At 71.3% G+C, this 13,428-nt stretch carries 7 protein-coding genes and 2 rRNA genes; 7 read left to right on the top strand and 2 right to left on the bottom strand.

All coding sequences use genetic code 11. The features are described from left to right. Positions 1–118 precede the first annotated feature (118 nt). The 3 genes from rrf (WMF19_RS22755) (at position 119) to WMF19_RS22745 (ending at position 6,091) form a co-directional block, all read left to right on the top strand. Positions 119–235, top strand: a 5S ribosomal RNA gene (gene rrf, locus WMF19_RS22755). Between the two features lie 206 nt (positions 236–441). Next, positions 442–558: ribosomal RNA gene (gene rrf / locus WMF19_RS22750) — 5S ribosomal RNA — on the top strand. A gap of 637 nt (positions 559–1,195) precedes the next feature. Continuing rightward, the gene (locus WMF19_RS22745; protein ID WP_437900987.1) at positions 1,196–6,091 is read left to right on the top strand and encodes an Lhr family helicase; all 4,896 of its coding nucleotides are present in this window, start codon (positions 1,196–1,198) and stop codon (positions 6,089–6,091) included. Positions 6,092–6,353: 262 nt separating this feature from the next. Here the strand turns inward: WMF19_RS22745 and WMF19_RS22740 are convergent, their stop codons facing one another. Beyond that, complete coding sequence (locus WMF19_RS22740) at positions 6,354–6,668, bottom strand: KGG domain-containing protein (protein ID WP_437900986.1); 315 nt, start codon at positions 6,666–6,668, stop codon at positions 6,354–6,356. Positions 6,669–7,566: 898 nt separating this feature from the next. On the opposite strand from WMF19_RS22740, the gene WMF19_RS22735 reads away from it, so the two are divergent. The 3 genes from WMF19_RS22735 to WMF19_RS22725 all read left to right on the top strand — a co-directional run bounded on the left by WMF19_RS22735 (position 7,567) and on the right by WMF19_RS22725 (position 11,361). Next, positions 7,567–8,775 carry a hypothetical protein gene (locus WMF19_RS22735; RefSeq protein WP_437900985.1) on the top strand — a complete coding sequence of 403 codons (1,209 nt, stop codon included), beginning with the start codon at positions 7,567–7,569 and terminating at the stop codon, positions 8,773–8,775. A gap of 338 nt (positions 8,776–9,113) precedes the next feature. Continuing rightward, positions 9,114–10,769, top strand: coding sequence for a pre-peptidase C-terminal domain-containing protein (locus tag WMF19_RS22730; protein WP_437900984.1), 1,656 nt, complete (start codon positions 9,114–9,116; stop codon positions 10,767–10,769). Positions 10,770–11,133: 364 nt separating this feature from the next. Next, a complete protein-coding gene (locus tag WMF19_RS22725) occupies positions 11,134–11,361 on the top strand; it encodes a hypothetical protein (protein WP_272099868.1) in 228 nt (75 codons plus the stop codon). Positions 11,362–11,447: 86 nt separating this feature from the next. Here the strand turns inward: WMF19_RS22725 and WMF19_RS22720 are convergent, their stop codons facing one another. Further along, entirely contained in the window at positions 11,448–12,086 is a 639-nt protein-coding gene (locus WMF19_RS22720) for a response regulator (protein ID WP_437900983.1), read from the bottom strand. Positions 12,087–12,441: 355 nt separating this feature from the next. Between WMF19_RS22720 and WMF19_RS22715 the strand changes: the two genes are divergently transcribed. After that, positions 12,442–13,368 (top strand): lysophospholipid acyltransferase family protein, encoded by a 927-nt coding sequence (locus WMF19_RS22715; protein ID WP_437330640.1) that lies wholly within the window; start codon positions 12,442–12,444, stop codon positions 13,366–13,368. Positions 13,369–13,428 lie beyond the last annotated feature (60 nt).

Genomic DNA, 13,428 nt, shown 5'->3' with positions numbered 1-13,428 from the left:
CGTCGCGCCCGGAGTTCGGGTGACGAGCAGCGTGACACAGCTGGCCTGGCGTAAACATGGAACAGAGCACCGCGAGAAGCGGGCTCCGCCGGGTTCCGATTGGACGCACCCACAAGTTTCCGGTGGTGATATCGAGAAGGTCACACCCGATCCCATACCGAACTCGGAAGTTAAGCTTCTTGGAGCCGATGGTACTGCCAGGGCAACCTGGTGGGAGAGTAGGACGCCGCCGGGATTTTTTTTCTGAGCCTGCGCGCTGACATCGGCGTGCAGGCTCTTTGGCCGCAAGACTGCGGCTGGTCGCTGCTCCCAGGGCAAGCAGCGATCCCGTCGTCCCTGAAGACAGGGCGACGAGCACGCCAGCACGGCTGGCAAGGCGTTGGGCGCCGCGAGAAGCGGGCTCCGCCGAGCGTCCGACCGGAATGGACGCGCCCGCAAGTTTCCGGTGGTGATATCGAGAAGGTCACACCCGATCCCATACCGAACTCGGAAGTTAAGCTTCTTGGAGCCGATGGTACTGCCAGGGCAACCTGGTGGGAGAGTAGGACGCCGCCGGGGTTTCTTCGAACCTGCGCACAGAGAATTTCTGTGCGCAGGTTTTTTTTTGCCTTCCATCTGGCATTTGGTCCGGCCTGCCGGAGCGTTCGAGGGTCGGATCGGCGGGCCGCCGAGAAGCACCCCTCCGGGGGCGTCCGCCGGAATCGGCCGTGGCCGTCTGGATCCCCTTAAAAGCACCCCTCCGGGGGCGTCCATCGGGATCGGCCGTGGCCGTCTGGGTCCCCTTAAAAGCACCCCTCCGGGGGCGTCCATCGGATCGGTCGTGGCCGTCTGGGTCCCCTTCAACCTTGGGTGAGCGCCGGCGGGTGGGTCCACGCGGCGGGGGCGGGCGGGCGCGCTGGAGCACCGACCGAGGTGCCATGAGGCCCCCAGGGGGCTAGAGGTCTCAGGCGCGCCTTATGTGGCGCGCAACGTGACGTCCCAGGTGGCATGGCCCGAAGGGAGACATGCCGGGCGGTGTTCCATGCGTAAGCTCCAGGTCCCCGCCTTGGCGGATGGCCAGCGCCCGCTCGCCCCCGCCGCGTGGACCCACCCGCCGGCGCGGCTGGAACGATCTGTTGCGCCGCCTTCCTCCGCGAGGGATGGCTCTTGCATACCAGCGATCCCCGCTCAGGCAGGGACCGCGCAAGCGCCGCCGATGGCCAAGAGACGCCCCCCCGCACCCGATCCGCTCGACCGCTTCCACCCCGCCACCCAGGCGTGGTTCCGCGCGGCTTTCGACGCGCCCACGCCCGCCCAGGTGCATGGCTTCCCCCCCATCCTCGACGGCGCCTCCACCCTGCTGCTCGCGCCGACCGGCTCGGGCAAGACGCTCGCCGCGTTCCTTGCGGCCATCGACCGGCTCATGGCATCGCCCGAGCCCGAGGCCGCCGAGCGCTGCCGCGTCGTCTACGTATCGCCCCTCAAGGCCCTCGCGATCGACGTCGAACGCAACCTGCGCGCGCCGCTCGCCGGCATCGCCGCCGCGGCCGAGCGCCTCGGCCTGCCCTACCGCGTCCCCCAGGTCGGCGTGCGCTCCGGCGATACAAAGCCCGAGGACCGCGCGCGGCTCGCCAAGAAGCCGCCGGACATCCTCATCACCACCCCGGAGTCGCTCTACCTCCTGCTCACCGCCGCCGCGCGCGACCGGCTGCGCGCCGTCGAGACCGTCATCATCGACGAGATCCACGCGCTCGTCGCGACGAAGCGCGGGGCGCACCTGGCCCTCTCCCTCGAGCGGCTCGAGGCGCTCCGCTCCGCGCCGCGGCCCATGCAGCGCATCGGCCTGTCCGCCACGCAGCGGCCGCTCGACGAGGTCGCGCGGCTGCTCGGCGGCGGCGAGACCGACGGCGCCGGCGGGCGCTTCGCGCCGCGGCCGGTGACCCTCGTCGACGCCAGCGCGCCCAAGGCCCTGGAGCTCCGCATCGAGGTGCCCGTCGAGGACATGACCAAGCTCGGCGAGGCCGCCCGCGCGGGCGAGGGCCCGAAGGGGGCGCCCGCCGAGCCGGCGCAGCGCTCGATCTGGCCGAGCATCCACCCGCGCCTCGTCGAGCTCGTCCGCGCCCACCGCACCACGATGATCTTCGTGAACAGCCGGCGCCTCGCCGAGCGCCTCGCCGCGGCGCTCAACGACACCGCCGGCGCCGAGATCGCGCTCGCGCACCACGGATCGATCGCCCGCGAGCAGCGGCAGCAGATCGAGGAGCGGCTCAAGGCGGGCCTCCTACCGTGCATCGTCGCGACCTCGTCGCTGGAGCTCGGCCTCGACCTCGGCTCCGTCGACCTCGTGATCCAGCTCGAGGCGCCGCCCTCGGTCGCCGCCGGGCTCCAGCGCGTCGGGCGCGCAGGGCACGAGGTCTCCGGCACGTCGCGCGGCGTCGTCTTCCCGAAGCACCGCGGCGACCTGCTCGCGTGCGCCGCGGCCGCGTCCCGCATGCGCGAAGGCAAGGTCGAGGCGACCCTGTACCCGAGGAACCCGCTCGACGTCCTCGCCCAGCAGATCGTCGCCATCGCCTCGATGGACACGCTCCACGTCGACGCGCTCTTCTCGCTCGTGCGCCGGGCGGCGCCCTTCGCCGAGCTGCCCCGCGCGAGCTTCGAGGGCGTGCTCGACATGCTCTCCGGCCGCTACCCCTCCGACGAGTTCGCCGAGCTCCGGCCCCGCATCGTCTGGGACCGGGTGGGCGGCGCCGTGCGCGCCAGGAAGGGCGCGAAGCGCCTCGCCGTCGTCAACGCCGGCACCATCCCCGACCGCGGCCTCTACGGCGTCTTCCTGGACACCGGCGGCGACGCCGCGCGCCCCGGCCGGCGCGTCGGGGAGCTCGACGAGGAGATGGTCTTCGAGGCCCGCGAGGGCGAGGTCTTCCTCCTCGGCGCCTCCTCGTGGCGCATCACCGACATCACCCACGACCGCGTCCTCGTCGTCCCCGCCCCGGGCGAGCCGGGCAAGATGCCGTTCTGGCGCGGCGACCAGGCCGGGCGCAACGCCGAGCTGGGCGCCTCCATCGGCGCCCTCGCGCGGCGCCTCGCCGCGCTGCCCGACGGCGAGGCCGAGCGCGCGCTCGCGGACGAGCTCGGCCTCGACGAGCGCGCGGCCTCGAACCTCGTCCGGTACGTGCGCGACCAGGCCGCGGCCACGGGCGACGTCCCGAGCGACCGCACCCTCGTGATCGAGCGGTTCGTCGACGAGGTCGGCGACCACCGCATCTGCCTCCTCTCGCCGTTCGGCGGCCGCGTCCACGCGCCGCTCGCGACCTGCATCGCCGAGCGGTGCCGCCTCGAGCTCGGCCTCGCCGTCGACACCGTGTGGACCGACGACGGCATCGTCCTGCGGCTGCCCGAGTCGGAGTCGCCCCCCGACGCGAAGCTGCTCCTGCCGCAGGCCGACCAGGTGGAGGATCTGCTCGTCCGCGCCCTCGGCGACACCGCCCTCTTCGCCTCGCGCTTCCGCGAGTGCGCGGGCCGGGCGCTGCTCCTGCCGCGCAAGTTCCCCGGCAAGCGCTCGCCGCTCTGGGCCCAGCGCAAGCGCGCCGCCGACCTGCTCGCCGTCGCGTCGCGCTACGGCTCGTTCCCCATCCTGCTCGAGACCTACCGCGAGTGCCTGCGCGACGTCTTCGACCTCACGGCGCTCGAGGATCTCCTCCGGCAGATCGCCGCCCGCAAGGTCCGCGTCGTCACGGTCGACGTCCGCGCGCCCTCGCCGTTCGCGGCCACGCTGCTCTTCACCTACGCCGGCAACTTCATCTACGAGGGCGATCTGCCGCTCGCCGAGCGAAGGGCGCAGGTGCTCACCATCGATCACAGCCGCCTGCGCGAGCTGCTCGGCGAGGCCGAGCTGCGCGAGCTGTTCGACGCGGACGCCGTGCTGGCCCTCGAGGCGGCGCTCCAGCGCCTCGACGGCCGAGCGCCGCTCAAGCACGAGGACCAGGCGCACGATCTCCTGCTCTCGCTCGGCGACCTCACGCGCGACGAGATCGCCCGGCGCGCGGTCGGTCAGGACGCCCCGCCCGACGCGGCCCGCGAGCGCGCCGACGCATGGATCGACGAGCTCGTCAGGGATCGACGCGCCATCGAGGTCCAGATCGGCGGCGAGCGCCGCGTCGCCGCCGCCGAGGACGCGGGCCGGCTGCGCGACGCCCTCGGCGTGGTGCCGCCCCTCGGCCTCCCGATCGCGTTCCTCGAGCCCGTCGCCGACCCGCTCGGCGAGCTCGTCGCCCGCTACGCGCGCACGCACGGGCCCTTCCGCGCCGACGACGTGGCCCGGCGCTTCGGCCTCGGCCCTGCGCCGGTGCTGGCCGCGCTCGCGCGCCTCGCCGAGCGAGGCCGCGTGGTCGAGGGCGAGTTCCTCCCCGGCGGCCGCGGCCAGGAGTTCTGCGACGCCGAGGTGCTGCGCTCGCTGAAGCGCCGCTCGCTGGCCCGGCTGCGCGCCGAGGTCGAGCCGGTCCCGCCGGAGGCCTATGCCCGCTTCCTCGCCGACTGGCACGGCCTGCACCGCCGCCGGCGCGGCCTCGACGGCCTGCTCGCGGCGCTCGAGCAGCTCCAGGGCGCGCCCCTCTCGGCCTCCGCCCTGGAGGCCGAGATCCTGCCCGCCCGCGTCGAGGGCTACCGGCCCGGCGATCTCGACGCGCTCTGCGCGGCCGGCGAGGTGCTCTGGCGCGGCGTCGAGCCGGTCGGCGACGGCGACGGCCGCGTCGCGCTCTACCTCGCCGAGGCCTTTCCGTACCTCGCCCCGCCGCCTGGCCGCGCCGAGGGGGCGCTCGCCGAGGGCATCCGCGCCGCGCTCGCCCGCCGCGGCGCGCTCTTCTTCTCCGACCTGTCGCGCGAGACGGGCGCCTTCGGCGCGGACCTGCTCGCCGCGCTCTGGGATCTCGTGTGGACCGGCGAGGTCACGAACGACACGCTCGCCCCGCTGCGCGCCCTCGGCCGCGCGTCCGGATCGAGCGGCCGCCGGCGCGACCGCGACCGCGCTGCGGCCGGCCGCGGCCTCTCGGCGCTGCGGGCGCGCCGGATCGGCCCGCCGGGGAGCGAAGGGCGCTGGTCGCTGCTGTCGTTCCCCGGCGCGTCCGGCGCTGCCGGCGGCGCGTCGCCCGGCGAGACCGAGCGACGCGCGGCGCTCGCCCGCGCGCTGCTCGAGCGCCACGGTGTGCTCACGCGTGAGGCGGCGGCGGTCGAGGGGCTCGCTGGCGGCTTCTCCGCCGTCTACGACGTGCTTCGCGCCATGGAGGAGGCCGGTCAGGCGCGGCGCGGCTATTTCGTCGCCGGGCTGGGCGCCGCGCAGTTCGCGGTGCCCGGCGCCGACGATCGCCTCCGGGCCTGCCGCGAGCCGTCCGACGATCCGCGGACGCTCGTCCTCGCTGCCACGGATCCGGCGAGCCCCTGGGGCGCCGCCGTCCGCTGGCCCGAGCTCCCCGCGCCCGTCGACGGCGGCTCCGAGGGCGCCGTCCGTGGCCCGGTCCGGCCGCAGCGGGCCGCGGGCGCCCTGGTAATCCTGCACGACGGCCGGCTGCTCGCCTGGATGGGCCGCACCGAGCGGAGCCTCACCACGTTCCTGCCGGAGGCCGAGCCGGAGCGCGGCGACGCGATCCGGGCCATCGCGTCGGCGCTCGGGGCGCTCGTCGACGAGGGGCGGCGGCGCGCCGTGCTCGTGGCCACGATCGACGGCGAGCCTGCGCACAGCTCCCCCCTCGCGCGCGCGCTTTCGGACGTGGGCTTCACCTCCGGAGCGCACGGCTACCTCAAGCGGGCCATTACGCCCGAGGGGGGCGGCTGGCGACCGCGGCACGTTCCGCCTGCCAACGCGCCCGACTGGGCTCGCCGCGCGGCGGCGGCGGGCCTCGATGCACCCGAGGACGAGGTCGACGGCTTCAGGCCGCCGCCCGGGCTCCGCTCGTGGCCCTCCGGGCCTCCGACCGGCGGATGGCGGATGTCGCCCCCCGGCGCACCCGAGGGCGGCGCACACGCCGCGGAGGGCGGCGCGCCGGACGAGAGCGACCTCGACGACAACGATCCGGCGATGTTCGAGGACGGAGCGGGGATCGACGACGGCCCGGAGTAGCCATCGGTCAGGGGCTGGAATGGCCCTCTGTGAACCAGCGATTCCGGTTACTGGCGTCTGCGTTCCGGCGATCACCCACCGTCGAGGGCGCGGCGGGCGCGGCGGCTGACGGCGCGGCGGGCGCGCTTCGGCGCCGCGCGTGTCGACAGCGCCAAGAAGGACCGCCGAGCAACCGTGAAAGGAAGATCCCTTTCGTGGTTCCTCGGCGGCTCTTCATGGTCCTCGCGCCCTCGGGGGATCCCGAGCGGCGCGCCAGGACGGCTCAGTTCTGCTGGGGGTGCTCGTCCGCCTTCACATGTTGCTCATGGCCTCCGCCGCGGCCCTTCCGGCTCCTGCCCTCGCCGTTCGTCGCCTGACTTCGCGCCTCGGCGCCCTTGCGCCCGATCTCGGCCATGTGCTCGCGGTTCTGACTGACAGCCTCGCCGCCCTTGCGGCCCGCTGCGCGCGCCTCCTCGGACGTGAACTCATGCGCCGTGCCCTTCTCATGAGCTGCCTTTCCGCCCTGACTCGCGATCTGGCGCTGCTGCTCCGCGTTCATCGCTGCGAAGCCTCGCTTGCTCTCGCTGGTTTGTCCCATGAATCACTCCTCGGATGGATTGCCTCGTGAACGCCACGCCACGACCGTGGCTACCTGCCGCTTGGCCACATCAGGCCGGCGGTGCCGGCGACGCAGGGGGCCATGCTGCAACGCGGGTGCCAGGCGGGGAGCTCGGACGAATCCGCCGATGCGTCGAGGCCGGACAATTGATGACCGTCGCGTCGCCGAGCGTGTCCTCTCGAGGGCTCGCTGTGGCAAATTGCCTCACTGTGCGCGCCGCCGTGTCTGGTCGCCCCACTCTGCGAGCTCCGCCGTGACAGGCTCATTGGACGCGGCCGGTCGTTCGGATCGTCTTCTATCTCTCTCTCTCGCTGATCGAACGAGCCGGCGAGATGACTGTCATCATTGCGCAACACAAGAGCTCACCGTGGCCCTTTCAGGATTCACCTGCGGGGCCGCCGCTGCTGAGGTCAGGATTCACCTGCGGGGCCGCCGCTGCTGAGGATCGAGCGTCTGGCATCTCGGATGGCTCCCTTGCGTTCTGTCCGCTCCGACGAACCCGTTGATTCTCGTGGGGTTGTTATTTTGCGGTGACATGGTTGCGCCTTGATGGCCGAGGGGCCACCTTGACGGTCTTGTGACGGCGGCGTTCAGGCGGGGCGTCGAAGGGCTGCGGCGCTGGCGCGTCGCGCCTTGACAACACGATGCCGCTGCCGCTCTCGTTGCACTGCATCATCACCTTCAGCGCCCGGCTCGACGACGAGGCTTCCGGGCGGCCGGGGTGACGGCATTGCAGGAGATTCACATGGCGCTTGCGATCCAGGGGGCCCATCTCGATGGGGGCCGGCTCTGCTCAACGAACATGACATCATGGCCTCGCCGCGCGTGCGGCCGCTCTCCGGGCTGCGCGCGCGGCGCGGGCCTGGTCGCGCTATCCATGGCGCTCCTCGCCGGCTGCGGCGGTGCCAGCGGCGCGGCGCCCGCGGAGACCCCTGCGCCGGGCCCCGCGACCGCGCCCGCGGCGAAGGAGCCTTTCGACATCGAGGAGGCGCTCGCCCGCGAGGCCGGCGAGCTGCCCGCCAGGGAGCTCCGCGCCGCGGACTGGTCGGCGCGCGTGTTCGGGGCAGGGGAGGCGAAGATCGAGCCGAAGGAGAAGCTCGTCGCGATCTCCATCCCGCTCGGCACGGACACCCATGTCGAGTGCTTCGTCTACAATACGATGCTCGACTCGGGCGAGGTGATAAGGAACTTCATCGAGCTGCTCGATCCTGCGAAGGTGGAGGTCGCTCGCGTCGTTCCCTGGGAGGTGAGCGTGCACCGGGAGAGCCCCGCGGTGTTCGTGCAGGCCCTCTACCTCGTCCCGACCGCCGGCGGGAAGGCCGCCGGCCTGCTCAAGATCGCGCTGCACGCGGACAGGGCGCGCCCCATCGCCTGCCTGCATGACGAGGTCGGGTATGTCCGCACGTTCGAGCGGCTCGCCAAGGGGCTCTTCGACTCGTTCGAGTCGAAGAGCGCCGCCCCGAAGCCCGAGTACACGGACACCGTGATCCTGCGCCTCGACAAGGTGCCTGTCGGCTTCGAGACGAGCGATCTGCTCAAGGACGACGCCGGCCAGCGGCGATGGCTCTCCCGCTCGGCCTCCTTCCTTCCGCGTGACCCCAAATCTCTGCACATCGAGGACGAGGCGTCGAACGTGCTCATCGATCCTCAGGGGCAGATCAAGGAAGGCGTCTGGATAGAGACGTCGGGAGGCAAGGCGAACCACCGTATCGAGCTGTCCCAGAGGAAGAACTTCGAGTACGAGTACTCGGGAGAGGTCGAGGGCAAGAAGGTCCAAGGGACGTTCACGCCGGCGGCCAAGGCGTGGCTCGCGTCGCCCGTCGCCACCGCCTCGGCGCTCGCCCGGCTCCTCAAGAAGAAAGGTTCCTTCGACCTGAAGCAGCAGGAATACATGCCCAGCGTCGATCCGACGAAGCCTGTCGACGTCCAGTACCTCCGCGACGCATCGGGCGCCGTCACGGTCTCTCTGAAGACCATGCGCCTCGTGGGCAGCCTCGCTCCGGACGGCCGTCCGGAAGCGTTCGAGATCTCCGCCGGTCCGCCCAAGCTGACCATCCAGCGAGCCTACGTCAGGGGCAAGCTGTAAAACCACCCGCGGCTGCGCTTCCGGGCCTGTCCGGGAGCGCCAAGGCGCTCGCCGACGGCCATGCGCGGTGGGCCTCGCTGGCCGGACACAATCGAGCGCAATCGCCAGCCGGCGCCGTCGAGGGAGCCGGTTCCTGCGAAAATGAAAAATTTTACCCAGGTGAAATGCGCATCGGGTGCGCTGGCTGGCTTCAACGCTTGAGTATCGTCGTCATTTTTATCGATTCATGACGATTTGGTGATCCTGCCCCGCTCAGATCAGGTTATATAACCTCCCGGTCGGCCGAACGACTCTTCGCTGGAACAAAGAATCATTTCTTCGAGCGGAAGGAGCTCTCAATGCGCTCTGTGAGATCGCGTAGATCGCGTGTCTGCGGCTCGGCCAGCTTCAAGCTTGGCATAATGACCGTGGGTGTATTCGCCCTTACGGCCTGCGTATCGGAGCTCGAGGACGAGCCGGTCGAGGACGTCGGCAGCAGCCAGGAAAGCTTCGAAGCGTTCGAGAGGGCAGCGTTCCGCGAGCCCGACTCTGGTGTCTACATTGTCAATGGGGACACGCCCGTCGCCGACATCAAGCATCTCCGGGAGTTCTGGGAGACGTACGTACGCGATGGCGCCCTCATCGTGCAACGCAGCGGCGGCAGCGATGTGGTCTGGTCGGCGGCCCAGAAGAAGAGCATCACCTACTGCGTGAGCACGACCTTCGGCGCGCGCTATTCCGCCGTCGTGGCGGCCATGGCTTCCGCCACGGCTTCCTGGGAGAGCGCCGCGGACGTCGATTACGTCTACCAGAGCGCTCAGGACGCGAGCTGCACTGCTGGCAACAGCAACGTCGTCTTCGACGTGAGGCCGACGAACTCCGGCGGCGAGTACATCGCGCGGGCGTTCTTCCCCAACGATGTGCGATCGGTGCGGAACGTGCTCATCGACTTCAACGAGCTCGACGGATCCGGCGTCGCGCTCGAGGCAGCCCTGCGGCACGAGCTTGGCCACACGCTCGGCTTCCGGCACGAGCACACGCGCCCCGAGGCGGGCGTCTGCTTCGAGGACAACGCGTGGCGCGCGTTGACCACGTATGACTCGGATTCCGTCATGCACTATCCCCAGTGCAACGGCACCGGCGACTGGGGCTTCGCGCTGACGGCAAGAGACATCCAGGGCGCCCAGGCGCTCTACGGCCCGCCTGGTGGAGGCGGCGGCGCTGGTGGAGCCGGCGGTAGCGGCGGCGCTGGTGGAGCCGGCGGTAGCGGCGGCGCTGGTGGAGCCGGCGGTAGCGGCGGCGCTGGTGGAGCCGGCGGCAACGGCGGCGCTGGTGGCGGCGGCGGCGGTGGCGGCGGCGGAGCCGGGGGAGGCGGCGGCGGCAGCGCGACGGTGACCGAGAACTTCAGCAGCAGCGTCAACGCTGGTGCGTTCGTGGACATCGGATCGAGCGCCGGTTTCGCTGTCACTCCGGGGACGGGCCTCACCGTGGTGATGACGGGCACCGGCGATCCCGACCTCTATGTGAAGTTCGGATCGGCGCCCACGACCGCCTCGTACAGCTGCCGCCCGTACCTCTCCGGGGCGTCCGAGACTTGCACGTTGACCGTGCCGACAGGGCAAACCAAGGCGTACGTCAAGGTAAGAGGGTACACGGCGGCCAGCTGCAACGTGGCGGTGACCTATACCCGACCGAGCGGCGGCGGCGGCGGCACGGCCACGTCGGCCACCTTCAGCGGTCGCCTCGCGGCGGGCGCATCGGCGTCGCACGGGCCCCTCTCGGTGGTTCCTGGCACGAGCTTCCGGCTCGTGATGACGGGCACCGGCGACCCTGATCTCTACGTGAGGTTCGGCGCCGCGCCGACCCTGACCTCGTACGACTGCCGTCCGTATCTGGACGGCGCCGCGGAGACCTGCAATCTGACGGTCCCGGCGGGGCAGACGCAGGCCTTCCTCTCGGTGAACGGCTTCGCGGCCAGCACATATCAGCTCAGCGCGACCTACACGGCTCCTTGAAAAAGCGGGGCGCATCTTCATGCGCTCCGCGGGGCCCCGCTGACGCACCGGGCCATCCGAGGCAATGGATTGGCCGAATGGTCGCCCAACCGGGTGCGCTCGCACCCAATGACGGCATCTTTTCGACGTGACGCGACGCGCCTCTGCTAGCGGCGGCCTGGACACCACCGCTGACGAACCCTCGATACGGGGAGGTGGGTATCAGGCGCAGGATGAGCAGAGTACGGAGAGTCCATCGTCCAAGCTGCGAGCGACATTCTGCACAAAAATCGTCACCGAAAATTGGGCACCTCAAGTGAACCCTTCCTAGGGTGCTCTCATGGACAAGAAAATTTTAGCCGCAACTCTCCTGCAGGCGCTCGCCATGGCTCAACGCGAAGGACGCTCCGAGACGCTCGATTCGCTGGTCGAGAAGCTGCGCGTTCGCCGCCGGGATGTCCGCGGCACGCTGACCCTGCTCCACCGCCAGGGCATGCTGGACGTGCTCCACATGCGACTCACGCTCTCCGGGTTCGCCATCGGCTCGGCGCTCATCGGAAAGACGCTGCCGGCGCTCCGGGCCGCCCCGCGGGCTTCCACCGCGGCGGCGTGAGCCAGCGCCGCGCTGCACGCCGCGCGCGGTGAGGGCGGCGCGCGAGCTTCCAGAGCTCGCCACGCGCCCCCGCGCGACGCCGCATCCTAGGCCTCGACGAGGCCCGCTCGCACCGCGAGGCGGGTCAGGTCGGCCACGCTGTGCGTCGCCACCTTCGCGCAGAGCCGCGCCCGGTGCGTCTCGACCGTCTTCACGCTGATCGAGAGCTGGACGGCGACCTCCTTCGCCGAGAGACCCATCGCGAGCAGCCGGAGCACCTGCCGCTCCCGGTCGCTCAGCGCGGCCACCATGTCGCCGCGGGCGGCGCCGTCGCGCCGCTGGAGCGCGCGCACCATCGCGGCGCTCACGTCCGGCGATACGGCCGTGCGCCCCCGGACGACGGTGCGCAGCGCCTCCACGAGATCGGCGAGCCGGCTCTGCTTCGACAGATATCCATCGGCTCCAGCCCGCATCGCCTCGGCGACCCGGAACTCATCGCGGTGCATCGAGAGCACGATGACGCGGAGCTCCGCGATGCCCTTGAGCTCCCGGATGAGGTCGACGCCGCTGCGGTCGGCGAGGCCGAGCTCGATCACCGCCACCTGACAGCGGTGGATCTCCTGCGCTCGGAGCGCCTCCTGCCCGCTTGCAGCCTGAACGACCTCGCTCACCCCCGGCTGCGACGTCAGCGCGTACGCCAGCGCTTCCCGGACGACGTTCTGGTCATCGACGAGCAGGATATTCATGTCGAAGGCCCCCCTTACCAAAGGGCCTTGTAACAGACTACTTTGAGCTCCATGAACCTGTTTTCTCGGTAAGGATCCGCCTGGAGACGCTGATTCGATTCCTGTGGTGCTGGACTGGGCTGCTCGCAGAATCGCCTTGGACGAGCGCAGGAGAGAAATCGACGTTGGGACGATGGCCTTGGAACGTCGTTTCATCCGAGCGGGGCGTTATGCCTCGGTGGGGACGCACGCGCTCTGGGAGCCTGCAGCCCGCGCGTCTCGTGACGAGCCCTCGGCAGGCTTCGCCGCGGCGGCGCGGGGCCCGCGCTCGATGCCTCTCCCTTGGCCGTTATGTTTGCGGTAAATAGGCTGCCTCATGCCTCGCCCGCGCGGAGCGCTCTTCTCCGGTCTACGACATGATTCGGCCTTCTGGCGCCGCGCCCTCACCGCGGGTGTCACGCGCGGGCCGGACCCCTTGGTGCGCCATAGCCCTCCGCTCTTCGGCGTGATCTTCGCGGCCGCGCTCCCCGAGTTGCGCCGGCGCGTCGAGGAGAACCTCCGCCGCGTTCGCGGGCCGCGGTCGCGCCTCGTCGACCTGCTCGACAGCAGCGCGGTGTTCGCCGCCTACGGAAGCTGCATCACCGAGGCGCTGCTGCTCGCGAGCGATCGCGGGTACACGGTGGTGCGGCGCTCCCGGGGCGTCGAGCACTACCACGCGTGCGCCGCGGCAGGCCGGGGGGTCATCATCGTCACCGCGCACACCGGGGGCTGGGACATCGCCGGCCAGATCCTCGGCGTTGTGCATCCGGCGGGCGTCATGCTGGCGATGCAGCGGGAACGGGACGCCGAGGCGCGCGCGATCCAGGATGCGGCGCGGCAGCGCGCTGGTGTCCAGGTGGTCCACATCGGCGAAGGGCCGCTGGACGCCCTGCCGCTCCTCAAGCACCTGCAGCGAGGAGGCGCCGTCGCGATGCAGATCGATCGCGTGCCGCCCGGGATGCGCAGCCGGGAGGTCACCTTCCTCGGCGGCCGCTGGCGAGCGCCCGAGGGGCCGATCGCGCTCGCCGCGATGAGCGGCGCGCCGATCTTGCCCGTGTTCACGCACCGCCTCGGCTTCCTCGATTACGAGGCGGTCGTGGCGCCGCCGATCCGGCTCGCCCGCCGGGCGACCGAGGAGGAACGGGACGCGGCGGCGGCCGAGATGATGGGCGCCCTGGAGCGCTTCGTCCGGGCTCACCCGACGCAGTGGTTCCACTTCTCCGGCGACGGCCCGGTCGCGCCGGCGGAGGGCGGGGCGGGTTGAGCTGAACAGCGGAGAAGAGCGCAAGTGGACCGATGAGCGCAAAGCACGCAAAGGAGGAGA

The sequence above is a fragment of the Sorangium sp. So ce124 genome (assembly GCF_051525235.1).
In the GTDB taxonomy this organism is placed as follows: Bacteria; Myxococcota_A; Polyangia; order Polyangiales; family Polyangiaceae; genus Sorangium; species Sorangium atrum.
This window is presented reverse-complemented; position numbering and strand designations above follow the sequence as displayed.

What these genes read in the sequence shown, in the direction of transcription:
- WMF19_RS22745 (WP_437900987.1), top strand. Translation starts at nt 1,196, where the DNA reads ATGGCCAAGAGACGCCCCCCCGCACCCGATCCGCTCGACCGCTTCCAC.
- WMF19_RS22740 (WP_437900986.1), bottom strand. Translation starts at nt 6,668, where the DNA reads ATGGGACAAACCAGCGAGAGCAAGCGAGGCTTCGCAGCGATGAACGCG.
- WMF19_RS22735 (WP_437900985.1), top strand. Translation starts at nt 7,567, where the DNA reads ATGGCGCTCCTCGCCGGCTGCGGCGGTGCCAGCGGCGCGGCGCCCGCG.
- WMF19_RS22730 (WP_437900984.1), top strand. Translation starts at nt 9,114, where the DNA reads ATGCGCTCTGTGAGATCGCGTAGATCGCGTGTCTGCGGCTCGGCCAGC.
- WMF19_RS22725 (WP_272099868.1), top strand. Translation starts at nt 11,134, where the DNA reads ATGGCTCAACGCGAAGGACGCTCCGAGACGCTCGATTCGCTGGTCGAG.
- WMF19_RS22720 (WP_437900983.1), bottom strand. Translation starts at nt 12,086, where the DNA reads ATGAATATCCTGCTCGTCGATGACCAGAACGTCGTCCGGGAAGCGCTG.
- WMF19_RS22715 (WP_437330640.1), top strand. Translation starts at nt 12,442, where the DNA reads ATGCCTCGCCCGCGCGGAGCGCTCTTCTCCGGTCTACGACATGATTCG.